General features: G+C 63.4%; 19 protein-coding genes. 6 read left to right on the top strand and 13 right to left on the bottom strand.

Going from position 1 to position 25,075, the window contains the following annotated elements; all coding sequences use genetic code 11:
- Positions 1-624, bottom strand: a complete 624-nt coding sequence (gene thpR, locus AC1RNP_RS11270) for an RNA 2',3'-cyclic phosphodiesterase (RefSeq protein WP_493051354.1) — start codon at positions 622-624, stop codon at positions 1-3.
- Positions 625-750: 126 nt separating this feature from the next.
- Here thpR and gpmA point away from each other — a divergent pair, with 126 nt between their 5' ends.
- Positions 751-1,500, top strand: a complete 750-nt coding sequence (gene gpmA, locus AC1RNP_RS11275; RefSeq protein ID WP_493051355.1) for a 2,3-diphosphoglycerate-dependent phosphoglycerate mutase — start codon at positions 751-753, stop codon at positions 1,498-1,500.
- Between the two features lie 46 nt (positions 1,501-1,546).
- On the opposite strand, the gene AC1RNP_RS11280 is transcribed toward gpmA, so the two are convergent.
- Positions 1,547-2,848 (bottom strand): MFS transporter, encoded by a 1,302-nt coding sequence (locus AC1RNP_RS11280; RefSeq protein WP_493051356.1) that lies wholly within the window; start codon positions 2,846-2,848, stop codon positions 1,547-1,549.
- 137 nt (positions 2,849-2,985) lie between these two features.
- On the opposite strand from AC1RNP_RS11280, the gene AC1RNP_RS11285 reads away from it, so the two are divergent.
- Together AC1RNP_RS11285 and AC1RNP_RS11290 are read left to right on the top strand one after the other, a co-directional pair.
- Complete coding sequence (locus AC1RNP_RS11285; RefSeq protein WP_493051357.1) at positions 2,986-3,762, top strand: AraC family ligand binding domain-containing protein; 777 nt, start codon at positions 2,986-2,988, stop codon at positions 3,760-3,762.
- Between the two features lie 176 nt (positions 3,763-3,938).
- A complete protein-coding gene (locus AC1RNP_RS11290) occupies positions 3,939-5,132 on the top strand; it encodes a tetratricopeptide repeat protein (RefSeq protein ID WP_493051358.1) in 1,194 nt (397 codons plus the stop codon).
- Here the strand turns inward: AC1RNP_RS11290 and AC1RNP_RS11295 are convergent.
- Together AC1RNP_RS11295 and AC1RNP_RS11300 are read right to left on the bottom strand one after the other, a co-directional pair.
- Positions 5,121-6,575, bottom strand: coding sequence for a DUF2867 domain-containing protein (locus AC1RNP_RS11295; protein WP_493051359.1), 1,455 nt, complete (start codon positions 6,573-6,575; stop codon positions 5,121-5,123). The genes AC1RNP_RS11290 and AC1RNP_RS11295 overlap by 12 nt on opposite strands.
- Before the next feature lie 29 nt (positions 6,576-6,604).
- Complete coding sequence (locus AC1RNP_RS11300) at positions 6,605-6,928, bottom strand: metalloregulator ArsR/SmtB family transcription factor (protein WP_493051360.1); 324 nt, start codon at positions 6,926-6,928, stop codon at positions 6,605-6,607.
- A 228-nt stretch (positions 6,929-7,156) separates the two neighbouring features.
- Between AC1RNP_RS11300 and AC1RNP_RS11305 the strand changes: the two genes are divergently transcribed.
- Positions 7,157-7,651, top strand: a complete 495-nt coding sequence (locus tag AC1RNP_RS11305; RefSeq protein WP_493051361.1) for a VOC family protein — start codon at positions 7,157-7,159, stop codon at positions 7,649-7,651.
- A 71-nt stretch (positions 7,652-7,722) separates the two neighbouring features.
- On the opposite strand, the gene AC1RNP_RS11310 is transcribed toward AC1RNP_RS11305, so the two are convergent.
- From AC1RNP_RS11310 to AC1RNP_RS11325, 4 genes are all read right to left on the bottom strand, one after another.
- Complete coding sequence (locus AC1RNP_RS11310) at positions 7,723-7,989, bottom strand: DksA/TraR family C4-type zinc finger protein (protein ID WP_493051362.1); 267 nt, start codon at positions 7,987-7,989, stop codon at positions 7,723-7,725.
- A gap of 80 nt (positions 7,990-8,069) precedes the next feature.
- Positions 8,070-10,586: an alpha/beta hydrolase family protein gene (locus AC1RNP_RS11315; RefSeq protein ID WP_493051363.1), complete on the bottom strand. Its 2,517-nt coding sequence runs from the start codon at positions 10,584-10,586 to the stop codon at positions 8,070-8,072.
- A 121-nt stretch (positions 10,587-10,707) separates the two neighbouring features.
- A complete protein-coding gene (locus tag AC1RNP_RS11320; RefSeq protein ID WP_493051364.1) occupies positions 10,708-12,672 on the bottom strand; it encodes a right-handed parallel beta-helix repeat-containing protein in 1,965 nt (654 codons plus the stop codon).
- A gap of 303 nt (positions 12,673-12,975) precedes the next feature.
- Positions 12,976-13,401 carry a GNAT family N-acetyltransferase gene (locus AC1RNP_RS11325; protein WP_493051365.1) on the bottom strand — a complete coding sequence of 142 codons (426 nt, stop codon included), beginning with the start codon at positions 13,399-13,401 and terminating at the stop codon, positions 12,976-12,978.
- On the opposite strand from AC1RNP_RS11325, the gene AC1RNP_RS11330 reads away from it, so the two are divergent.
- Positions 13,400-14,113, top strand: coding sequence for a hypothetical protein (locus tag AC1RNP_RS11330; RefSeq protein WP_493051367.1), 714 nt, complete (start codon positions 13,400-13,402; stop codon positions 14,111-14,113). The genes AC1RNP_RS11325 and AC1RNP_RS11330 overlap by 2 nt on opposite strands.
- Positions 14,114-14,167: 54 nt before the next feature.
- On the opposite strand, the gene AC1RNP_RS11335 is transcribed toward AC1RNP_RS11330, so the two are convergent.
- The 5 genes from AC1RNP_RS11335 to AC1RNP_RS11355 form a co-directional block, all read right to left on the bottom strand.
- Positions 14,168-15,133 carry a bifunctional helix-turn-helix transcriptional regulator/GNAT family N-acetyltransferase gene (locus AC1RNP_RS11335; protein WP_493051368.1) on the bottom strand — a complete coding sequence of 322 codons (966 nt, stop codon included), beginning with the start codon at positions 15,131-15,133 and terminating at the stop codon, positions 14,168-14,170.
- An 89-nt stretch (positions 15,134-15,222) separates the two neighbouring features.
- Positions 15,223-17,376, bottom strand: a complete 2,154-nt coding sequence (locus AC1RNP_RS11340; RefSeq protein WP_493051369.1) for an N-acetylmuramic acid 6-phosphate etherase family protein — start codon at positions 17,374-17,376, stop codon at positions 15,223-15,225.
- 21 nt (positions 17,377-17,397) lie between these two features.
- Positions 17,398-20,400: a serine hydrolase domain-containing protein gene (locus tag AC1RNP_RS11345; protein ID WP_493051370.1), complete on the bottom strand. Its 3,003-nt coding sequence runs from the start codon at positions 20,398-20,400 to the stop codon at positions 17,398-17,400.
- A gap of 75 nt (positions 20,401-20,475) precedes the next feature.
- Positions 20,476-23,121 (bottom strand): TonB-dependent receptor, encoded by a 2,646-nt coding sequence (locus tag AC1RNP_RS11350; RefSeq protein ID WP_493051371.1) that lies wholly within the window; start codon positions 23,119-23,121, stop codon positions 20,476-20,478.
- A 252-nt stretch (positions 23,122-23,373) separates the two neighbouring features.
- Positions 23,374-23,712 (bottom strand): zinc ribbon domain-containing protein YjdM, encoded by a 339-nt coding sequence (locus AC1RNP_RS11355; protein WP_493051372.1) that lies wholly within the window; start codon positions 23,710-23,712, stop codon positions 23,374-23,376.
- Between the two features lie 211 nt (positions 23,713-23,923).
- Between AC1RNP_RS11355 and phaZ7 the strand changes: the two genes are divergently transcribed.
- Positions 23,924-25,072, top strand: coding sequence for an extracellular native short-chain-length polyhydroxyalkanoate depolymerase PhaZ7 (gene phaZ7, locus AC1RNP_RS11360; protein WP_493051373.1), 1,149 nt, complete (start codon positions 23,924-23,926; stop codon positions 25,070-25,072).
- Positions 25,073-25,075 lie beyond the last annotated feature (3 nt).

The following is a 25,075-nucleotide window of genomic DNA, read 5'->3' on the forward strand; positions in this document are numbered from 1 at the left end:
TCACTCCTGCAATGGCCAGCTGGCGAGCGTCTCGTACCTCGAAGCCCCGACGAAACTCCGCAGCAAATGGATTTCGCGCACCCGCCAGCCGACCGGCTCGATCGGTCGCGGCGTGATCGCATGTTCGTCGTACAGCACGGTCAGATGCGGCACGAACTCATGGCGGGCATCCGGCTTGAGCCCCGCAGCCGCCAGACGGATCGCCAGCGCATCGTGCAATGCGATCATCGCGGCGACCGCAACGCCCTGCCCCCGCAACACCAGCGGCCGTCGCTCACGTCCCGAGCCGAAACTCGCCACGCTGTCGAACGTCAATTCGAACGCGCTCATCGACAATGCCTCGCCCGCATGCCTGGCCGCGGCCAACACGTCGGCGGGCAGCCCGGCGAACTGGCCGAGGTACTGCAACGTGACGTGCAACCGATCCTCGTCGATGAGCCGTCCGCGCAGGCCGTGCTCCGCGCGCAGCGATCGCGCAACCGCCGCAATCCGCGTCATCGCAGCCGCATCCGGCTTCACGGCGAAGAACAGGTTGCCGATGGGCTCCTGCAGGCCGAACCCGTCGAGCGACTGCTGTACGTCAGGCAGATCCGTGCCGGATTTTCTCGTGCCAGAACGATTCAAACCACACATCCTCATCCAGTTCCGTCGCCGCGATTATCCGCGATTTGCCCACGGCCCGGTCCGCATCGACGGCGCAACCCGCTACAATCGACGCTCCCCATCGCGATCGTGCAACGGAGCTTCGCAGTGACCCATCGCCTCGTGCTGCTGCGCCACGGCCAGAGCCAGTGGAACCTCGACAACCGCTTCACCGGCTGGGTCGACGTCGACCTCACCGAACAGGGCCGCAACGAAGCCGCCAATGCCGGTCAGTTGATGCGCGAGGAAGGGCTGCAGTTCGACGTCGCCCACACCTCGGTGCTCAAGCGCGCGATCCACACGCTGCAGGGCGCGCTGAAGACACTCGATCAGGACTGGCTGCCGGTGTACAAGAGCTGGCGCCTGAACGAGCGCCACTACGGCGGCCTGCAAGGCCTCGACAAGGCCGAGACCGCCGCCAAGCACGGTGAAGAACAGGTCAAGATCTGGCGCCGCTCCTACGACATCCCGCCACCGCCGATGGCGCAGGACGATCCCGGACATCCGATGCACGACCGTCGTTACGCCGGCCTCGATCGCAACGTGCTGCCCGCCACCGAATCGCTCGCCTCCACGCTCGACCGCGTGCTGCCCTACTGGCACGACGCCATCGCGCCGCAACTGAAGGCCGGCCAGACGGTGCTGGTCACCGCGCACGGCAATTCGCTGCGCGCGCTCTACAAGTACCTCAACAACATCTCCAACGCGGACATCCTCGAACTCAACATCCCCACCGGGATTCCGCTGCTGTTTGAACTCGACGAACAATTGGCCGTGCAGTCATTCCGGTATCTCGGCGATCCCGAAGCGGCCAAGCGCGCCGCCGAAGCCGTGGCGAATCAGGGCAAGGCGAAGTAGAACGGTCGCGATTCCGTCCGCCACATGCATGGCGGGCGGCTGCTCATCACTTTGTCCGACCTGTCGATGCCACTGCCGGCATGGACGTCTTCTTGAATGTCCGCCGCCCGCTCAGATCGGGCAGCCATAGCGCGATCACGCCGATCAGCGGCAGGTACGCACAGACCTGATAGACGAAATCGATGCCGCGCGCGTCGGCGAGTTCGCCGAGCAGGGCCGCGCCGACACCGCCCATGCCGAAGGCGAAACCGAAGAACAGCCCTGACACCATGCCCACACGGCCGGGCAGCAGCTCTTGCGCGTACACGAGGATCGCCGAGAACGCCGAGGCCAGGACCAGACCGATCACCACGCTCAGGATGCCGGTCCAGAACAGGTTCGCGTGCGGCAGCAGCAGCGTGAACGGCGCCGCGCCGAGGATCGAGATCCAGATCACCCACTTGCGTCCGATGCGATCACCCACCGGCCCACCGATCAGCGCACCGGCCGCCACCGCGGCCAGGAACGCGAACAGATGCGCCTGCGCGCTCTGCACCGACACGCCGAAAGTGTGGATCAGATAGAAGGTGTAGTAGCTGCTGAGGCTGGCCATGTAGAAATACTTGGAGAAGACCAGCACGCCGAGGATCAGCAACGCGGCGGCGATGCGGCCGCGCGACAGCGATTCGCCGACCGTGCGCTTCTTCGTCGCCGGCTTGCCACGCACCGCATACCAGCGGCCAACCTGCAGCAGCACCACGATCGCCAGCAGCGCCGCCAGCGAGAACCACGCCACGCTGCCGCGCCCGTGCGGCACGATGATCCACGCCGCCAGCAACGGCCCCAGCGACGCGCCGGTATTGCCGCCAACCTGGAACAGCGACTGCGCCAGCCCATGCTTCCCGCCCGAGGCCATGCGCGCCACGCGCGAGGATTCCGGATGGAACACCGAGGATCCCGTTCCCACCAGCGCCGCCGCCAGCAACAGCAGCGGAAAATTCGGCGCCCATGCGAGCAGCAACAGCCCGCATAGCGTGAAGCCCATCCCGACCGGCAACGAATACGGCAGCGGTCGACGATCGGTGTAGATGCCCACCACGGGTTGCAGCAGCGACGCGGTGAGCTGATAAACCAGCGTGATCAGACCGATCTGCGCAAAGCTCAGATTGAATCCGCTCTTGAGAATCGGATAGATCGCCAGGATCAGCGACTGGATCATGTCGTTGAGCAGGTGCGAGAAACTGATCGCACCCAACACCGTATAGGCGGTGCGTTCTTCGGCTGGCGAGGACTCGGCAGGCGCGGACGGCACCGCGATGGCGCTCTCCATCGCGCCATCGATGGCGGCGTCTTCGACTCGGGTTTGCATGGCGGTCACTCCAGCGTGGGGGCTTGCCGCCTTGCCACGGCAGCGGCGCCACTTTAGAGTTGCCGGCATCGGCCTGCCCGAATCATTGGGCCAACTTATATCGAATCCGGGCCAGTCCTGGATCGACATCAGATCCCATGCGCCAGACCCGCGCCAGCCTCTACGAAGACACGCCTCGCGATGTGGTCGCCACTGGCAACGAATACCCGCCGCACTACGTGCTTCCGGCGCATTCGCACAAGCGCGGACAACTGCTGTATGCCTCGGCCGGTGTGGTCACCGCCATCACCGATGAAGGCAGTTGGGTGGTGCCGCCACGACGCGCGCTGTGGATTCCGCCCGGCGTCGCGCACGAGGTGCGGATGAGTGGCGCGGTGTCCACGCGCAGCGCTTTTGTCCGCCCCGAAGCCGCGCAGGCCGTTGGCCTGCCGACACACTGCCAAGTGATCGCCGTGTCCACCCTGCTCCACGCGCTGCTGCTGGAAGCGGTCGATCTGCCGGCGGAATATGCGCTGGACGGCCGTGACGGCCGCCTGATGGCGCTGCTGGTGGATGAGATCGCGGTGATGCCGACACTGGCGCTCAACACGCCACTGCCACGTGATCCACGACTGGCCCGCATCTGCCGCGCATTGATGGAAGCACCGGCCCTCGAAATCGATATCGACATGATGGCGCACAAGGCCGGCATGAGCCGGCGTAGCTTCACCCGCCTGTTTCGTCAGCAGACCGGCATGAGTTTCGGCCTCTGGCGTCAGCAGGCCTGCCTGCTGGCGGCACTGACGCGGCTCGGCCTGGGCGACTCGATCACGCAGGTCGCGGCCGATCTTGGCTACAGCAGTGCCAGCGCCTTCACCTCCGCGTTCCGGCGCACGCTCGGCGCCGCTCCCAGCCGTTACTTGCAAGGCCACTGAAAGCCCTCGTGGGCGTATTCGCCACCGTCTCTCGTTGCGTCCGGCGGCCGCGAAATCGCCGTTTCCGGACAATGTCCTCGCCCCCGCGACGATCCAAAAAATTCTTGCGCCGGCGCCGTGGCAAAGGGATAGACTCGGCATGGCGACATCGCCTCCCACATGATGGAGGGCTCGACATGATTCCCCGTACCGCAGCGGCCCTGCTGGCCGCCTCCACGTTGGGATGTTGCATGGCCGTCCACGGCGCGACCGCGCCGGCGCTGGCCGCTCCCGACATCGCAAACCCTGCACTTGTGACGACGACGGAACCGCTCGCGGTTCCCGCCGACATCGTGCCGATTGCCGTGCCCAACCCGCGGCAGATCACGACGGTTCCACCGGAACTGCTCAAGCAGCTGCGCGACAACGTCATCAACAAGAGCTACTCGCGCGAGCGGCGCATGAAGCTGCTCGTCGACTACATCTTCAGCAAGCAGGGTCTCGGTCTGGAGTACGACTCCTCGGTCACCCGCACCGTCGAGCAGACCTTCCGCGACCGCAAGGGCAATTGCATGTCGTTCACCCTGCTGTTCGTGACGCTCGCGCGGGAAGCCGGCGTGAGCGCTTACGTGCAGGAAGTGGGTCAGGCGCTCTCCTGGTATCAGGAAGAGAACACGCTCTACAACGCCGGACACGTCAACGTCGGCATCCAGCTCGGCACCGATCAGGGCACCGTCGACCTGGACCGCAACATCCTGCTCGCGCGCGGCGGCCCCAAGCGCATTTCCGACAAGCGCGCGCTGGCGCATTTCTACAACAACCGCGGCTCCGAACTGATGCAGGACGGCTACATCGTCGCGGCCAAGGCGCACTTCGACGCCGCTCTGGCGCAAGACCCCGGTTTCGCACCGGCCTGGAACAATCTCGGCGTGCTGCGCATGCGCAACCACCAGCCCGGCCTGGCCGAACGCGACTACCTCGCCGCTCTGCAGCGCGATGCGTCCTATGCACCGGCGCTGTCGAACATGGTGAACCTGTATCAATTCACCGGCGACGAGGCCAAGGTCGACACCTACATGCACCGCTTGCGGCGAGCCCAGCTTGGCGATCCGTTCTATCAGTTCCTGCAGGCCGATCAGGCCGAGAAGCGCGGCGACTATGCCATCGCCGCCACGCACTATCGCCGCGCGATCCGCCTGTACGACAAGGTGCACCAGTTCCACTTCGGCCTGGCTCGCGTGTACTTCCTCTCCGGCGACATGGAGCGCGCCCGGCGCGAACTCAGCCGCGCCCTGGCCCTCAGCAGCGAGGACGCGGTGATGCGCAACCGCTATCAGGCCAAGATGGACAGCCTGCGGCGCTGGTCGAAAGCGTCCGCGTCAGCGCACTGAAGGCAGGCAGCCGAGAACGTCCGCGCCGATCATCGGCACGGCATTCCTCTGCGGTGCTTCGCGCAGTTCCCGCACCGCGTGATCCACCGCCAGCCGCAGCATGGTCGGCGAGATGTAACCGCGATGCATGCGGTCGATGATGCCCATGTAGAAACGGCCAAACAGGTTGCGCGTGCGAACGCGCGTGCCCAGCGTGCACTTCACGCGCCCGTCCGGCAGCAGTTCGACACCGACGCACGAACGAAACACGAGATGCTTGTCGTCCGCGCCGAGGATCACCTGGGCACGTCCGCCCGAGGCGTCGACGCGTTGCGCCTGCACGGGATAGCGGCCGGCGAACCAGCCTTCCGACGTCGTCGACAGCAGTGAGGAGGCCGGGCAACCCAGCGGCGAGGTGCGCAGTCCCAGCGGCCTCACCAGTACATTGCGGAAGGCCATCAGCTGCGACACACCCAACGGCCGGTTCTCGAGGAATCCTCCCAGCATCGCGCCCAGGATCGCGCTGGCGGACGCGTTTCCGAATTCGCCCGCGACCGTCGTGAGTTCGAACGTGTCCTCGTGCGTCTGCCTGCCATCCAACTGCGTGCGCAACAGGGAATCGGCCGGTGGCGCGGCGAGTTCTTCCACCAACCGGCCTCCCCCGTTATCGGCGAGGAACCCGCTCGGTCCGCGCCAGCGCCCCCACGCGCCGCGCACGCGACCGAGCACACCACGCGTCCATGCGCACAGACGCGCGAGCGCCGATGCGGGCGCCGCGTCCAGCGACAGCGCATACGTGGGGACGCGCGAGGCATCGAAGGATTCGCTGTCGAGCAGGTCGCGCACGTTCGGCGGCAACACCTCGGTCAAAGCCGGGATGTCGGCGCGATTGTCGATCACGCGCTGGCGCAGTTCCTGCGGAAGATCGCCACCCAGTTCGTTGGTGTGACAGGACAAGGCGAACATCGCCGGATGCGACGCACGCCCCTGCAACGGCACGAACTGATGCCACGTCCCGCCGCCGAAGCGAACGGTGAACAGACAATCCGGTGGAATGTTGACGTGATGCAGCGACGAGACGAACCGCTGCGGATCCTCCGCGATTTCTTCCATGGACGCGTTCGAGAAGCGCAACTGCGTTCCGGCACTGCCCGACACCGCGGTGAACACGCGATGGCCGGCATGACGGTGGAACGGATGCCCGTTCGCGCCCACCGTGAACGAATACAGCGACGTCACATCCCCGTTCGCCAGATCGACGCCACCCAGACGTGCCGACGGCTCATCGAGTTCGTCGATGAAGGCCTCGTGGCCGCGCTGCCGCCCCGATGCGCTTTCGATGAGCTGGTCGCCTCCGCCAAGCCCGAGCTGCGCGATCAGCGACACTTCGATCGGCAGGCCGCCGGCATGCGGACGGATACGCACGCTCGGAAAGGTACGGATGACTTTCGTGGTCGTCAGCATGGAGCCCCTCTTCTTCCTTGTCAGGCCGTTCAACCGGCGGTCGTTGGTGTCTTCCCGCGCGCCCGTGCGCGGCTTTCGCGTTTCAGCGGCCCGGCCACCGGACACACCTCCGCCGCCCAGGCAAACAACGTATTGGCCAGCCGATCCGGCACGAGCCGGAAATAGACGAACTGTCCGCGTTTCTCGCGGGCGATCAGGCCGGCCTCCTCCAGGATCCGCAGATGGCCGGAGAGCGCCGGCTTGCTGAAGTCGAACCTGGCGCCGATCTCGCCGGCGGTCAGCTCGCCTTCGTTGAGATAGGCCAGGATCTTTCGGCGCGCGGTGGAGGCCAGGGCTTCAAAGACGCGATCCATAGCAGTTCTTTAATTAAGAAATTACTTAATTATCTATCTCATGAACCCTGGAGCGTCAAGAGCCTATGCAAAACCCCCGCAGGAAAAGATGAACGATTCAGCTTGAACGCGATCCTCGTGTCGATTTCGCCCGAATCCACTCGTCTAGATTTCAAGGACTCGTGACCGGAGCCCTTCCCGTGGTCGTTCGCGGCCCCTTTCCCGCATACAGCAACCGAGGACAGCATCATGGCCATCGCGCAACGCATCACTCCCTTCCTGTGGTTCGACGATCAGGCTGAAGAAGCCGTCGCCTACTACATTGAGGCCTTCGACAACTCCCGCATCGTGAGCACCACCCGCTACACCAAGGATGGCGCGCAAGCCACGGGCAGGCCCGAAGGATCGATCATGACGATCGCCTTCGAACTCGACGGACAAAGCTTCACCGCGATCAACGGCGGGCCGCACTTCAAGTTCAACGAAGCGGTGTCGTTCGTGGTGAACTGCGAAAACCAGGAGCAAATCGACCGTTACTGGAATCGCCTCATCGCTGGCGGTGACGAACGTTCGCAGCAATGCGGCTGGCTCAAGGACAAGTTCGGCCTGTCCTGGCAGGTCGTGCCGCGCCAGATCTCCGAACTGCTCAGCGAGTCTGACGCCGAGAAGGCAGGCCGCATCATGGCAGCGGTGATGCAGATGAAAAAGATCGATCTCGCGACGCTGGAACGTGCCGCGGCATGAATCGCTCCGACAAAAATCGCGCGGTGCGAACCGCGCGATTCTCGATCAACGCCTGAAGAAGCAAAACACTGTCAGCGAAGCTGGCTGTCCTTGCTGCCGCGTCGGTTGTAGCCGGTGAAGCCGCCCTGCTCCTGATCACGCGCCTCCTGACAGGAAATGCACAGACGCGCACCCGGCACGGCCTTGCGCCGCGCCTCGGGAATTTCCGCATGGCACTCCTCGCAGTGCGTCAGTCCAGGTCCTTGCGGCAACTGGCTGCGCGCACGCTTGATCGCATCCTTGACGGTCGCGTCGATCTGGTCCTGGACGGCACCGTCACCTGCCCAACCGGTGGCCATGTCAGTTCTCCCGATCAGAGAATCGTGTCTGGCTCTAGGATAACGCTGCCGCATGAACCCAACATCAGTACGGCACCGGGCTATCCGCCAGCGCCTGGTACAGCCGCGGGCGCGCTTGCGCCGGAAGAAGACACCGTCTTCCCGTCACCGAGATACTGACGCAGGAACCCCGCCACGCCGTTCCACAGCACCTCGACGTTCTTCTCATCGTCCACGCCGTGTCCCTCCTTGTCGAACGCTACGCCGACGGGCGTGTGTCCCGCCATGTCCAGCATGCGCAGCAGGCGGCGCATATGTTCGTAATCCACTCGGCGGTCTTCACGACCGTGAGCGAGCATCACGGGCACCCGGATCTCGTCGAACCGATACAGCGGAGAGGTCTTCTTCATCTCTTCCAGTTGCTTGTTTGGATCGCCGATGATGCGCTCCATGAGCTTGCGACCCTTCTCGTTGTGCGCGCTATCGCTGGCGGTGAAGAAAAGGATGCGATCGCTGACACCGGCGATGGACACGGCACAGCGGAACCTGTCAGGCCATCGCATCGACAGAATCAGCGCGGAATAACCCCCGTAGCTGCTCCCGACGGCGCACATGCGTTTCTCGTCGACCGGATACTTGGCCAGCACCTCGCGGATCGCCGCATCGATATCGTCCTCGATGGCAGTACCGTAAGCATGATATCCCGCCTCGCGAAACGCCTTCCCATACCCGGCCGAGCCCCGATAATTGACGCGCAACACCGCATAGCCCAGGGATGCGATGAATTGCACCTCGCGATCGAAAGCCAGCGTATCGGCGACACCAACCGGCCCACCGTGCGGGAATACGATGAGCGGGGGCTTTCCATCTCCCGGTGGCAGCGTCAGGAAAGCATCCAATATGCGGCCATCGACTCCCTTGAATCGAACGAGCTCGGTCGGGGCGAAGCGCATATCGCGCAACCAGGGCATCGTTTCACCAACTAGACTCGCCTGGCGCTTGTCGCGATCGAGATGATAGAGCTGCGGCGGCTGATCGCCCGCATCGACCCAGAGGATGACCTGTTTTCCGTCCTGACTGCGGTCGGCGATGGCGATGTTGCGCCCAGGAAAGGCAGCCTGCAGCTGTCGTTCCAGCTGGTTTCCCGAATCGTCGAAATACTCGTTCAGGCGACGCCCGCCCTGGAAGTACGACACGCCGATCGGAGCGCGCCGGTCACCGAACAGGACCCTGTCGACATCGACATCGGGCTTGGAAAACAGCGTGCGCGTCATCTTGCGCTGCTCAATATCGTAGACGACGAGGTCGCGCTGTGAGCGATCCTTGTCCGTCAGGGCGTAGATCTCACGTCCATCGTAAGAAACTCCAACGGGATTGAATTCATCATCATCGTCCGCCAATGTCATCACATCCTGGTAGACATCCCCGCTCCGGTGCACGAGTACGTAATCGTCCTCGCGCTTGACGAGCGCCAGACTCAGATTTCCCGCACCGTCTGTGAACCACAGCACGTCGTCCTTCACGCCGACGTTCAGGCGTGCCGACTTGCCGAGCGGCGTCCGATCGATCGATTTCTGTGAATCGATCGCCATGCGATGGATCAGGAGGGACCCGTCATTGGCCCGGGAAGCGAAGAGCACATGCTCGGGATCCTGCGGCAGCGGATCCGTGACATATCCTTCCTCCGGAAGTTTGAGCACGGCCACCGTGCGCTTCCCGTTGCCATCGACGCCAAAACGAAGAATCTGCGAGACACGCTTCACCATCGGAATCTTGCTGGACACCAGCAAGGCATCCTCGCCTGCCCAATGCATCTGATCGAACTCCGCCGCGCTGTTGGCCATGCGCTTGAGAGTGCTTTCACGAAGGTCGATCAGATCGACATGCCAATCGTTGTCCGCCTCCCGGACCAGGATCGCGAGAAGATCACCTCGCGGATTGATCTCTACGCCACGAATGCGATCCTGGCGCCATAGCGTCTTGATGGGCAGCGGCAACGCGCCAGGTGGCGGCAGCGGCTTCAAGGCCACTTCGGCGGATGGATTCGTGCCTAGGTGACGCGCGCGAGCTTCTTTGTAGAACGCCGGAAACGGGTCCGGATAATGCCCGGAATACTCGAATCGATAGCGCCCCTGGATAGTTGGATGCGTGCGTTCCATCCAGTCGATCGCGGCGAGACTGCGGTTCACCATCGCGATATCGGCGCGCCAGACCGTTTTCGGCCGGAACAGCAGATCGCCCGCATAGGTGATCACGCCAGGCGCGACCTTGAACTTGAACTCCGGATCGTCACGCAGGGAGTATGTCAGCGACGGAAGCGGGTCGATGCGCCGCCACTGGTAATCGCCAGCCGGTGCGACGAACAGCCGATAGGACGTGCCCACCTTGATGCTGTTCATCGAGCCCGAACCGAAATCGCGCCCTTGCCTGTTCAAGCGGATATTGGACAGATTGATGTCGGTGTCCACCGCCATCAGCACGAAACCTTCGTCCGCCTCCAGCGTCGCGACCTCGCCGGGATCCACTCTCTTCATGCGCGCCTGCGCCGTTCCCGCGATCAGGCACGACAGCAACATCCAGGCGATACCCGTGGCAACGCGCAGCCGGTTCGTTCGCATTCTCTTCTCCGACCAGCGCGTCCCCAGGCGCCGCCGGGAACGGATCATACGCAGGATCGGCAGGAATCGCCTCCGGCATGGGCAAGCCGCCCGATGCCGGAAGCCTTGAAACTCAAGTCGTTCAGTCCTGCGCCTCTTCGATGACCACATCGTCGAGGTAGAACGAGACGCCACTGCTCCCCGAGCCGACCAGGGTGATCAGGACGCTGCTGGTGCCTGCCGGGGCATCGGCCGAGGCGGTCACCTGCTGCCAGTCCGCGGTCAAGGCCGGGAAGGCGATGGCATTGGAAGCGAGGACCTGCCCGGAATCACCGCGCCACTCCAGGACCAGTTTCGGATTGCCGGGGACACCCCCCCCGCCCCTGACCCAGAAGCTGACGCTCTTCGGGCCGGAGCCCGCGACATAACCGGGATAGTTGGCAACCTCCACGCCCCAATACGAGTCGGTGATGTCCACGCGCAGGCTATGACTGCCGCCATGCGCCTGCTCCGTGCTTCGCGAGACGTTGGCGTTGTACCAGCCGCCCCAGTAGCCAACGGAACCTTCCAGCGTCGAGGTGTCGCCGTCGATCAGGTTGCCGACCGGCCCCGGGCCGCCGCCCTGGTCACTGGTGCTCCCCGCATCCTGCAAATACGGCGCCGCCTGCCAGGCCGAGAAACTGATGCGTTCGCCCCAGCGCTTGGCGAACTGCCACGGGCCGTAATAGTGGTTGTTGGTGAACTTGTTGTTGGCGTTGAACATCACCTCGTCCTGGATGCCCGCCACGGTATAAGGCGACCAGGGAAGGTTGTCGGCACCGGTCGCCGTCAGGGCCTGCACGCCGCAGTAGTCCGCTCCTGCGCAGGGGACGACCGCCGGGTCGAAATAAAACTCGTTGTTGGTCACTTCGATGTTGCGCGAACGCCAACGGCAATCCGTGCGATACGGCTCGCTGCTCACCTGCGTGTAGCACGGATGCGTGGCGCTGATCGGATCGAGATAGTCGTAGTCGTGCGGCTCCGGAATCAGCGTGGGAGGCACGAAAGGCGTGCAGTAGCCCTTGCTGGTATTGCCGTTGGAGTTGCAGAAGCGGTTGGCGTTCTCGTAGATCGACACGCCGGAGAAGTTGTTCTCGAAATAATTGTCGTAGATCCGGATCTTGGCGGCGCCGGACACGGTGCTGGCCAGCCGTGCGTCACCACCGGATTCCGACAGGTAGATCGCCGGCGCTGGCGAACCCTGGTTGCGCTGGCCCTTCATCCACGCATTGTTGAGGAAGGTATTGCCGCGGATGGTGGCGTTGTAGCTGATCTCGTACCAGATGCCCTCGTCCTCGTTGTCGGCGATGTAGTTGCCTTCGAACAGGAAATCGATGTTGTTGGTATCGGCCCACAACCCGACGCTCTTGTTGCCGTGCACCCAGTTGTTGGTGACGCGCGCGCCGTTGACATCCCAGAACTTGCCGCCGCCGGTGCAGCCGCAGCCGGGCTCGCGGGTTTCCCAGTCATCGGTGTTGTTGCCGGCGATCTCGTTGTGGTCCAGGACGATGTTCTTGATCGCCGAATCCCCTTCCACCGGCATCTTGAACATGCTGAAGCCGTACTGCCCGTTGTCCTTGAGGCAGTTGTAGCGCACGGTATTGTCGCTGCCGAGGAAAACGCCGGCACCGTCGTTGTTGATGATGGTGTTGTATTCGACCAGCCAACCGTCGCCGGCATCGTGGTTCACCACGCCCTCGTTGTTGTTGTCCAGGCCTCGGCCGAAATTGCGGACGGTGAGATGGCGGATCGTCACGTTCAGCGCGTTGCCGGTGAAGGCATACAGGTTCAGATTGCGGCCATCAATGATCGCGCCGGGACCGCCGATGTAGGTTGTATTGTCGCGCGTGATGATCTGCCCGTAGACGTCATCGCCAAGCGTATGCACACCGGGCTCGAACCAGAACGTGGCGCCTGGCTGATTGAAATTGAAACCGCTGTTGCTGCCGGCCGGCACGACGATGGCACCCTCCGGGGCCGTCGCCGGCCCATCCAGCAATACCGTGTTGCCGCAGATCTGCGCCGGCGGCTCGGCCGGCCATGACAAACTCGCTTCGGTGCGAATCACACCCGCGACACTCTGACGGGTGGCGGCAACGGGCGCGACAAGGCCCGAAGCAAAAACCAATACGGAAACGCATAAGAACTTGGCCGGCTTCCCAAGACGGGAAAGCAGCGCATGCTGGTTGATGCTCACTAGTGAACTCCCCTGGTCGAACGATCGAATGACGCCGCTACTGCGAACCCCAAGCGGCGCGCACACTTTGCATAAATGCCGTAGGCCAGAAGCGCGACTCCATCACCATTCGGCCATCGCCCGGCGTACGGTTTTCGCTGCCGTGAAAACTGTCATCCCGTGAACCACGAACGATCAGTATTCACGTTTGTACCAGAACGCATCGGGCAGTTTCGCCATGCCTGCCCGCTCGTAGAATCCGACCGCATCCGGCACCGAAGCCAGGATCAAGCTGACGCTCGGCCCCAACTGGCGCCGCGCTTCATCGAGCAGCCCCTTGCCGATGCCGAGCTTCTGCGCCGAAGCGCAGACCGCGAGTTCCGACAGATAACAGCACCAGGAAAAATCGGTGACGCAACGTGCGACACCCACCAAGGGGTTTCCAGGTTCGTTCAATCGTGCCGTCACGATCAGATTCGCCGCCGACAACATCATCCGGAGCCGCGCCTCGTCGTCGACCGGACGAATCGCACCGAGACCGGACTCCACCAGAACGCGCCGGAATTCGGCGACATCCAGCCCCGCTTCCCGTGCGTACAACACCCGGGAGGATTCGATCATGGCCGGCACCCCATCGCTCACCCGGTTCAAGCGTACTTCCACGGCCGATAAAAGACAGGCTGGGGCGCTCCCGAGCTTGACGCGGGGGTTCACCGCCATGGCGTGGCGTCCAAGGGGCCCTGGCGGACGGATCCTGGCGCGTAGCCGGGTGCAGAAGACGCGAACTGCGAGGGCCTGTATCCTTGCCCGTCACACCCTCCCTCCACGGACCGGCATGAAGTGGGACGTCTTCACCATTCTTGAGCAGTTGCTGATCCTCCTGACGATCTCCAGTCAGATCTGGATCGCGATCCGCGTCATCCTCAATGCCACCGGCGCCGAGCAGTACGTGCGGATCATGGCCTTCTGCAGCGGCCTGCTGCTGTTCCTGATCTCCCGCCCTCTCGGCCTGACCTTCGCCGACCTCATGCTGCTGGCGCGCGTGCAGGAGAACCTGATCAGCCTGGTCCTGATCGGCGGACTGCTTCCTTTCATGATCGGCGTTCTGGTTTCCGAAGCCACCATCATCGCCATCCAGATGGGGAACCCGGTTCCGATCCGCCTCATGCTGATGGTCGCCGCCTTCACGCTTTCGCAGGCGGCGTACACCAATTTCATGGCGATCTCCACGCACGTCACCACGCTGGACCGCGCTTACGTGCCGAATCTCTGCTACGCGGTCGCGGTCGGCATCTGGCTAACGTTCCGCTATCGGGATGCGCCGCCGAAGTAGGAGCGACGGTAGAAGCAGCGTTCGCGCTGCTGCCCGTGACTGTTCGTGCTGGCGCTAGCGGCCGGTGCGGCCGGCACCTTTGCCGGCACCTTTCGGCTTGGGAGACGTTTTTGCGTCCCGCCGCTTCTTTGCCGGTTGCAGCCCGGCCTTCTCGAACCAGTGGTGCGCGTAAGGATTGTCGTTGTAGCGCGCGATCTCCCGATACCCGTTCCTGGCATAGAGCGCCTGCGCTTCCTTGAGCGTCCGGTTGGTGTCGAGCCGCAGCACGCTCAGGCCGGCTTCGACCGCGTGCGCCTCGAGCGCATCCAGAATGCGCTGGGCAATGCCGAGCCCGCGTGCGAAGGGCGCCACCCACATGCGCTTGATTTCGCCGACCCCGTGGTCTTTCACCTTGAACGCACCGCAGCCGACGGCTTGCTCATCCAGACGCGCGATGAGGAACAATCCCGCTGGCGGCGTCAGCTCATCGGGATCGGCCGACGTGCTGCGCGCCGGATCGAATCCGGCGTCGAAACGCTCATCCAGTTCGCGGAAGTACGCCGCGATGCATGCGCGTGCGTCCGCGCTGCCGGGGTCGACGACCTCGATGGTGACGGCCGACGCCCGCATCAGCCGTTCCACCTCCGCCATGGCCGCGACCAGGCGATCGCGCTGCGACGGGCCGAGCGGCGCGAGCACCGAGGTCGCGAACTCCTCGGAACGGCGGTCGAGTTCTTCCACCTCACGCAGCCCTTTGCGCGTCAGCGCCGCTCGCCGCACCCGGCTATCGTCGGAAGCACGCTGCGACGTCACCAACCCTTGCGCTTCCAGCGAACGCAGCAGGCGGCTGAGATAGCCGGAGTCCAGCGACAGCCGCGCGCGCAGATCGCGGAGCTCTGCCCCTTCCCTGCCAATCTCGAACAGCAGCCTCGCCTCGCTCAACGGTCGGCCACGGCCCAGGTAACTATCGTTCAGCACCCCGATCCGCCGCGTAACCGAACGGTTGAAGCTGCGAACTTGCTGAATCTGCTCCAAATCCATTCTCTGACTTTAGTCAGATAAGTGGCTGGCGTCAAATCCGGCCATTTTCCAGGGGAAACGGTCAACCGCCGCCGCTCGGGCATGTCAGCTCACGGGGTTCTGAGGCTCGCCAGGTATCCGTTCAACCCGCCGGTTTTTAGCAGCGCGAGGGCCTCGTCATACGAAACCGCTCGCTGCAGGCGCAGTGACTCCAGAATGCGCACGATCGCCAGCGACACCTCCGCCGACGCCTGATCCCCCGCCTTCTTCTTTTCCCGGACGAATCCGATCGTGTCGAACAGCACGGCATTGGCCTGCGCATACGTGACCGGCGCCTGCTTGCCGTATCGCCGCGTCCAGGCCTCGCTCGCGAGCACATCGTTGACATGCGATTGGATCAAATAGGTCGCGCGACCGATGAGCTTGAGGTTGCTGGGGCTCACGTTGGTCATCGTGTTGCCGACCACCTTGTCCAGGCGCGCCATCACGGCGGTCGAATGCGCGTTCAGAAGCATCTTGAGCGCGATCTGCTGATCGACACCGAACGGATCGTCCCGCATTCCGACCGCGACATGGACAGTGGCGTCAGCACCAGGCCACGCCGGTGCCTGCTCGGTGCCGACGTATACGATGCCCAGCCGCGCATCGCGCTCTTCAAACGCGGCACCGAAGCGGGCGAACGCGGATCCGCGATTGGCAAGCCCCGGGGATTCGTCCCCCATCGCCACCATCACGCCAAGATCGCCGGGCTGCGGACCACGATGTTTCAGACCGGCTGCGAAGGAGAAGTCGTAAAGTGACTGCTGTTCATCGCCCGCGCGCTTGAGGCTTTCCAGCGCCGCATTGCGAAGGTAAGGATCCTCGATCCGCGTCGCGAACGGCTCGCGATAACGTTCCGGCTGCAAACCAAGGAACGGGCGTCCGAGCATCTTGCGCCAGGCTTCCTGCGTGTCCCGCGCGGGAGTCCACACCTGTATCCAGGATTTGCGCTGCGGCTCGTTGACGGTATCCAGCGGGAAGAGACGAAACGTTGGACTGCGCTCGGTGCTGTCAATGAAGACGGTGATCAGGCCGCGATCGGCGAAGTACGTAGAGAAATGTCCATCGCGATAGGTGTCGGATTCGAGATCCGTCAATTTGGCAAGATCCGGCACGGTGGCCTTGACCGCGGACAATACTTCCGGGAATCGCGCGAAGCGTTGCTGCAGCGAGGTGCCGCGCTCGAAGCCCAGCCGGGCCAACTCTTCGGCATCGAGAAGTCGCTCGAGCACACGCCCGACCGCTTCCTGCACCGCGTGCGCGATGACGAAGGTCTCGATGGTCGTCGCCTGCATCCGCGTCGAACCGGTGATGGCCTGCGGCCCCGTGGTCAGGTTGAGCTTGGTGATGCCCGGCTGCTCGATCACCTGCCGGCTGCGCTCGAACGGCAGCAACACGGAATCCGGATTGTTGTAGACGAAGAACAGATGCCTGGCGGCCTCGGCCGGATCGTAGTCCGCAACCGGCTTGCTCCCGCCCTCGCCCTCGACGAACTTCCACTGATCGAGCGCGCCCAGCACGGTGCCGATGCCGGCGGAGGTTTCCCCACCTTCCGTCACCTCGATCACGACATCGCCCTTGCGGATGTCGTGATCGGCAAGCTGCAGGCGACCGATCAGCTGCAGATCCTCGAAACCTTCGAGCGAACTGATCAGGGCACGATCGGCGCCGGTCATCTCACCGATCAACTCCGATTCGATATCGGTGGACAGATGCGGCTTGAGCTTCGCCCGAATTACGGGATCGGCGAGCGCGCGACGCCAGAATGGGCGCCAGAACGTGCTTTCCATCTCCTTGGCAAGACGCCCCGTGGCGCCAGTCCCGTAGATGTAGATCTTCCTGCGCTGCAGCAGCGCCTGCTCGATGGCATCCGAGAGCGCCGCTGGCGCCGGTTCCCGCGAAAGTTTTTCCAGCCGCGCGGTGATGTCGTCGTCCACCGAGAACAGCATCCGCAACCCTTCCGCGGTCTCTCGCGAGATGCGTTCGCTCAGATCCCAGGTGCGTTGATGCCGCTGCTCGGTCAACAAGGTATGGAGCTGGAACTGGGTCTTGTTCCGAACGTAATCGACCGACTCCTCCGAGGGAGAGATACCGAGCAGCGTCAGCACATCCTGCTGCTTGCCCGCGGCAGGCAACTCCTGCGGCGGCATGCTTGCGCAGGCGGCGACGACCACCAGCAGCGCTGTCAGAATCGGGTTCTGCACTCGCTTGAACACCTGGCTCATGCTCTCGTTCCTTTTTTCACGTCAATGCGGTCGCGATGCGCCCGAACCCCGATCCAGCGTGACCAGCGCCTCGATCACCGCGTCCGCGACGGCTGGCCTGACCGTGCGAATCTGATTGTTCTCGCGCGTTGGATGCACGCGATTGGTCAGCAGGATCACGAACAAATCTTGTTCGGGATCGATCCAGATCGAGGTGCCGGTGAACCCGGTGTGTCCGTAGGCATGGGCCGAGAACAGATGTCCCGCGGACGACCCAACCGGTGATTTCGTGTCCCAGCCGAGTGCCCGGCTCGAATCGGGCACGAGATCGGCACGACGGGTGAACAATTCGACCGTCTCGCGGGAAACGATGCGGTGGCCTTCGAACACGCCACCGTAGAGCAGCATCTGCGCGAAATGCGCCAGATCGCCCGCCGTGGAGAACAGCCCCGCATGCGGCGCCACACCCCCGAGCGCATAAGCGTTCTCGTCATGCACCTCGCCACGAACGAGCCGGCCTCGCCATGGGTCCTGCTCTGTCGGCGCGATGCGCGCAAGGAGTTCTGGTGCGGGAGGTTGCGGAAAGAATCGTGTCTCCCGCATACCGAGCGGTTCGAATACCTGCTCGCGAACGAAGACATCCAGCGGCACACCGGCGACGCGTTCCAGAATTTCCCCGAGCAGGATCACGCCAAGATCGCTATACCGGGTCTCCGTGCCCGGCACATATGCCAGCGGCATGGATTCGATGCGTTCAAGATAGGCCTGCTTGCCCTTGATCTCCTTGAACAGAGGTGCCGAGGCTTCCAATCCAGCGGAGTGAGTCAGCAACTGGCGAATGGTGATCCTGTCCTTGCCTGCCCCCTGCCCTGGCGCATCCACGAACTTCGGCAGATACGACGCCACCGCGGCGTCGAGATCCAATCGTCCTTGATCGACCAGGATCATCGCCATCGTCGTGGTCGCGACCACCTTGGTCAGGCTGGCGAGATCGTAGATCGTGTCAGCCGCGACCGCGGGCGCATTCTTGTCATACGAGAGATGGCCGAACGGACGCAACATCGCCAGCCTGCCGCCATGACCGACGGCAATGACACCGCCCGGGAAGGCGCCGTCGGCCACCGACTTGTCGAGCAGCCGCGCCACCGCATCCAAGCCTTCGGGCCTGAAGCCCGCAGCGATCGCGGCTTTCTTTCCGTCCGCTGCAACCGCCAACCCGAGCTGACGGCGCGGAAGCCGCAATCCCTCGCCCACCTTGGCCACCCCCGGCAGGGTGACCGGCAACCGCCCTTCGATCGCGCTCTCGCCGAACAACGCCTGCACTGCGGCGCGCTGATTCGGAGACCACGGCCCCCATGCGCACAGCAACGCAGGCATCTGTGGAAGCTGCATCGCCACGTACGGACTGCCGAACACGATCGCGGCCGCCGGGACCCCGGATGCGCCGAGTGCGTTCAACAGCTCCGCCTGACTCGCTTCGATCTGACCACCGCCCCGCAAATACAGCGACACGATGACGTGGGTGAATTCGTCTTTCGCTCGTGCCACCAGGGCAGCGCGCTCATCCGGTGACAGCCGTATCAAGAGACGCTGCGTTTCCCGGGGAATGCGGCGCGCATCGAGCTCGGCATCGAACAACTCCGACGGATTGTCGATCCCGTCGCTGGCCACCACCAGGTGCAGGATGCGCAGGCGCCGTTCGACCGAAAGCGGCACGACATCGCCGGTATTGCGCACCAACGTGATGGCCTCGTGCGCGATCGCGTCGGCGCGCGCCTGATCGTCGCTGCGTCCGGCCCGCTCGCGCGCCGCCTCGGCATCCACCAGATGTTGGCGTTGCAACCCCAATCGTGCCTTGGCGGCGAGCACGCGCAGCACCGCCTCATCCAGACGCGCGGCCGGCAGTTGTCCTTCGCGCACCGCACGCGCGATCGACTGCGCGGCCACGCGCGGATCGGGCGGCATCAGCAACACATCGGCGCCCGCGGCGATGGCACGCACCGCCGCCGCGCCGACCCAGACGCCGCCGACACCACGCATGTCCATCGCGTCCGTCACCGCCAGGCCATGGAATCCCAATGTGTCGCGCAGCAATCCCGTTGTGAGTGTGCGCGACAACGTCGCCGGTGCCAGACTGGCATCGAATGCCGGCACCTGCAGATGCCCGAGCATCACCGAATCGACACCCGCAGCGATCGCGGCACGGAACGGGACGAGCTCTACGCGATTCAAGCGTGCACGGTCGCCGGTGATCGTCGGCAAGCCATGATGGCTGTCGACAGCGGTGTCGCCATGTCCCGGAAAATGCTTGACCGAAGTCATGACCGGTGAATGCGACGTGCGCGCGCCCTTGATGAAAGCGGCGACCAGCTTTCCGACCCGTTCGGGCTCCTCGCCGAACGAACGCGTGTTGATCACCGGATTGGCCGGATTGACGTTGACATCGGCCACTGGCGCCAGCACCCAATTCACTCCCAGCGCACGTGATTCGCGTGCCGTCAACTCACCTACAAAGCGCGCCGCTTCCTCGGCGCCCGACGACAGCGCTCCGATCGCCATCGTGCCCGGCAATTGCACCGATCCCTCGTCAACCCGGAATCCGACGCTACGCTCGAAGTCGGCCGACACCAGCAACGGGATCCTGGCCGCCGACTGCATGCGATCGAGATAAGGCACGACGGTGTCGAATTCGGAACGCGACAACACCAGGCCGCCGATTCCGAGATCACGCACCTGCTCCAGCAGTTGCACGGTCTGTGGTGAATCCAATGGACGCGGCCGGGCCTCGGTCTTCACGAACACCAGCTGCGCGGCCTTGTGATCGAGATCGAGGCCGGCAAAGGTTCGTTCGACCCAGTCCCGATCCGCCGCCGGCAGCTCCCGCAGGATTTCAGATTGGGGGACGGGGCTGTGCGTCTCCGGTTCGGCTGCCATCCCGGGCCGTGACCCGGTACCGACCACCGATGCAAACAGGAGACCCGCAGCCGCGAGAATCGGCACACGACGCTGATGCGATGTCCAGGACACGCGACTTGCCTTGCTCATGCCGACAACTCTACGGCTAATCTCGTCGCCCCGGCGTGGACCGGGACGACGCTACTCCACTGTCCGGGCACCACCTCAGAATTTGACGCGAGCATTGAGGAAATAGCGTCGCCCGTTGCGCCAGATGCCAAGCGGCCGGTCTTCGGTGCCTGCGTAGCGGTATTGCGTTTCATCCAGCAAATTCAGCCCTTCCAGGGTCAGTTCCAGGTACTCGTTGACCTTGAACCCAAGACTGGCGTCGACCTGCGTGTACGCATCGTTGGTCGTCACCACGCCGTCGACACCGATCGCCCGGAAATACTTGTCGCGCCAGCTGTAGGTCACACGCGCGCTGAAGCGGTCATTTTCGTAGAACGGCGTGATGTTGAAAACGTTCTTCGAGTTGAACGGCACTTCCAGGCCTTCGCTGGTGCTCCCTTCGGAGTACGTGTAATTGGTCTGCACACCGAAGCCGGAATCCCAGGTGTTCTGGAATGTCAGCTCCAGTCCGTACAGCCGGCCGCCGCGGCCATTACGGGGACGCGTGATGTCGTAGATCTCGAACTGGTTGTCGGTCACGTTGAACTGCAACTCCTTCGCCGACTGATTGACGATGAAGGTGTCGATGTCCTTGTAGAACGCGGTGGCGGCCAGTAGGCCGGTATCACTGAAATACCATTCACCGGACAGATCGTAGTTCTTGGCCCGGTAAGGTTCGAGATCCGGATTGCCGCCATTCCCGGTGTTCACCGTATCGCGCAGCACGATGAACGAGGAAAGATCATCGAAGTTCGCGCGCGACAACGCGCGCGAGGCAGCCAGGCGCAGCACCACATCGTCGTGAACGTCCCATGCCAGATTCAGGCTCGGCAGCCAGTTCTTGTAGGTCTTCTCGAACTTGTTTGGGAACAGTCCTTGCGGCGTCCGAGTCTGCCCCACACTTGTCTGCTCGGTACGCACGTAACGTATGCCGACATTACCCCGCACCGCGCCAAAACCGAAATTCGCCTGCGTATAGGCGCTTTGAATCTTCTCCTGGATATCGAAGCTGCCTTCGGGTCTCTCCTGCAGATTGCCGTACTCGGGAACCCCGCGCAGGAAATCGCGCAATGCCAGACGATCGGCCGTCGACCAGCCGGTCAGGCCGCCATCGGCGTCGATACCGTCGAGGAAATCTTCCGGCGTGGCGCCGCCGTCGAAGTCCGCGAGCGAAAGACCGGCCAATCTGCTCGGATCGACAGCGGCGATGCGATCGGTCTGCCCGGTTTCGTGATCGCGATACTTGGCGCCGAACTGCAACTGGCTGACGGGGCCCCAGTCGACACTGAGCGAATAATCGCCCTGCACGTAGCGTTCCTTGTCTCGCGTGGGTTGCTGGCGCAGTTCGCCGAGGCCGATCCTCTCCATGTTGGCCGGATTAGCGGGATCCTTGTCGAAATCGACCGACGCCGATTTTTCCCCAAGGTGGTACGTGTAGCCACCGTATCCTTCGAATTCGAGGAAGTGCTGCTGCTGCGTGCCGCCATCGGCCTTGGTCGTGCCCACTTCGGCGCTCGCGTTCCAGCCGTCGCCGCGCCAATCGGCGCGCAGGTCTAGTGAATAGGTCTTCACCTCTGCCTCGCGGTCAATGGCATCGAGCAAAGTAAGACCATTGCTGAATGTAGCATCCGTCACTACACCGCTGCGGATGGTTGCAGAAGTGACGTAGCTCGAACACTTATTGGCTATATACGCAGAGGCGGGGCAGTTGTTGAAAGCGTAGCGACTCTGGTTGTAGTTGTTGTATTCGCCCTTGATGTAAACGCCGGTCAGATTAAGTTCGAAAGCATCGTTCGGCTTGGCCTGCAATCCAAAGGTAAAGCTGCGACGCGTGCGCTCCTGCTGGAACAGGGCAGAATTGATGGCATTCGGGAACGTGGCATTGCGATCGTTGCCGTCCAACGTGGGGAATCCCCGGGGCGGGGGCGGATCACCTGTGGTGTTGGTGGATGCCACGGTCGGATAGCTGAACACCTCGACGCCATCGCGCCGCAGTTCCTCCTTCGAATACAGCGCCGAGAACAGGAAGCCGAACGTCTCGCTCGAATTCTTCCAGCTGTACAGGCCCGAGATGCTGGGCGAACCGTCGCCGGACCGGTCGTTGTAGGCGTGCCCGAGTGAACCATTGATCGTGTTGCTGGGCAGATCGAGCGGACGACGCGTATAGACGATCACGGTGCCGCCGATGCTGCCCTCGTCGATGCGGGCCTCCGGTGACTTGAACACTTCGAGCCGGCCGACAATTTCAGGCGAGAGCAGCGTGTAGTTGAAGGTGCGGCCAGGCCCGTCGAGGATCTGCCAGTCCGCCGAGGCGATGGTCTGTCCATTGAGCAGCGTGCGGTTGAGCGACGGCTCGGTGCCACGGATGCTGACCTGCTCGCCTTGCCCGAAATTGCGATCGACGGTGACGCCGGTGAGGTGCGAGAGCGATTCGGCGACGTTCTTGTCCGGGAACTTGCCGATGTCTTCCGCGGTGATCGCTTCCACCACTGCATCGGCGTTGCGCTTGGTCTGCAGCGAGCTCTGCATGCTGGCGCGGATGCCCTGCACCACCACCTTGTCGAGTTCGGTGGGATTTTGCGTGCCTTGCGGCGCGGGAGTTTCCTGTGCCGCGTTGGCGGCTTCCTGTGCCTGGACCTGCGTAGCCGCGGCCAGCGCGGCGAGGATACCTGCGGACAGCATCGTCTTGCGAATCGTCATCATGCCCTCTCCCCTGCCCGTGCGGGCAGCCAGCTTCAGATTGGTGTTCGATGCCGGAACGCGTCGATTCCGACGCATTCGGCTAATCGCGCATCACCCCCTGATGCCCCGGTTCGGAGATCGCGCATGCGCCATTCGCGCCATGCCCTCGATCACGCTCCTCGCCTGATGTCGAAGCGATCTGAAACTGTTTTGCCTGCGCAGTCAACCTTTACGACCGCGAAGTGTTCCGTGCGGCGGCGTCGTGACGCCTTGTTACGCCTTGCGCAGGAAGCAGGTCTTCAACACGAGGCCCTTGATCTTGTCGGAGTGACCTTCGATGTGCTCCGGATCATCCTCGACCAGCCGGATATTGCGGATCACGGTGCCCTGCTTGAGCGGGATCGAGCTTCCCTTGACCTTCAGGTCCTTGATGACGACGACCGTATCGCCTTCGGCGAGCGGATTGCCATTGGAATCGCGCACCACCTTGGCATTTTCCGTCGGGGCGTCGCCATCGCTCCATTCGTGTCCGCAATCGGGGCAGACCCACAGCGTGCCGTCCATGTAGGTGTGATCAAGTGCGCAAAGTGGGCAAGCTGGAGCGTCGGACATCGGATCGGGGAAGAAATAGTGAGGACCCGCACATTATAGCCGCCCCGTGATCACATGCTTCGCATGATGTCTGGCGCATCAGCGCGGATACGCGCGAATGTCCGGCATTGCCGCAGCGCATCATGCCCTTTCGTGCAATGGCCGCCTTAGCGGCGTGCTCTCACTATCAACAGGCTGTCTCCCCGGTTCCACCATCCGCCTGGAGATCGACATGGCACGCAGCCTTTTCTCTCAATCCCTCGTTGCATCGAGCCGCTCTCCCATACGGCGCTTCCTGCTGGCCGCACTATTGGCTTTCACCGCGATCGCATCCACGCCCGCGTGGGCGCTCGATTGTGGCAGCAACAATGGCTTTGTCTGCACCGGTGCCGCCTCGCAGTACGCCGGTGGTTTCAGCCCCGGTGTCGGCAACGGCGGCTTCGGCGGCGGCAGTTGCACGGCCACGCGCACCCCGGTGGTCTTCATTCCCGGCAATGGCGACAGCGCGATCAGTTTCGACATGCCGCCAGGCACCGTATCGGGCTACACGACGCCATCGCTTTCCGTGTACGACGAACTGAAATCACGCGGCTACAACGACTGCGAATTGTTCGGCATCACCTATCTCGATGCCGACGAACGATCGACACCACAGTACAACTACCACGAGCCAGCCAAATACCAGATCCTCAAGACCTTCATCGACAAGGTGAAGGCCTACACCGGACGCAGCCAGGTCGACATCGTCGCCCACTCCATGGGCGCGAGCATGGCGCTGGCGATGATGCGCTACCACGGCAACCAGGGCAGCGTGCGCCGTTTCGTCAACATCGGTGGCGGGCTGCGCGGCCTGAACACCTGCTACGCCTCCGGCTACCAGTCGCCCTACGCGCCGACCTGCAACGCCGAGGCCTACGTCTGGCCATACGATTTCTATACCTTCGGCTTCTATCCCAGCACCGGCGTGCCCTACTACGGCTACAACCGCTGGACCGGAAGCGGCAGCGACGGCATGCGCGCACTGCCGTCGATGTTCTCCTCCGTGTCCTTCTACACCATCACCGCAGGCCTGTACGACCAGGTCCACTGCTTCACCACCAGCTACGCGGCCGGCTGCAGCAGTGGCGCCCTGTTCAACGCCGCGAATAACGTCAAGGCACAGGTCGACATCGGCTTCGGTAGCAGCGCATATGCCTACGACTGGGATTGGGCCGACGGCATGCCTTACAACGCGGGAGGCGGCGATACCAGCAGTGGTGTCGGCCACTTTCGTTCCAAGAACAATGCCGGGCGCATCCTCTACAACATGCTGTCCACGACCTGCACCACCGGCTGCGCCAACGGCTATATCGGAGTAAACGGCCCATCCATCAATCGTTAGGGC

It is taken from the genome of Luteimonas sp. GW821-FHT14E02, assembly GCF_058803905.1.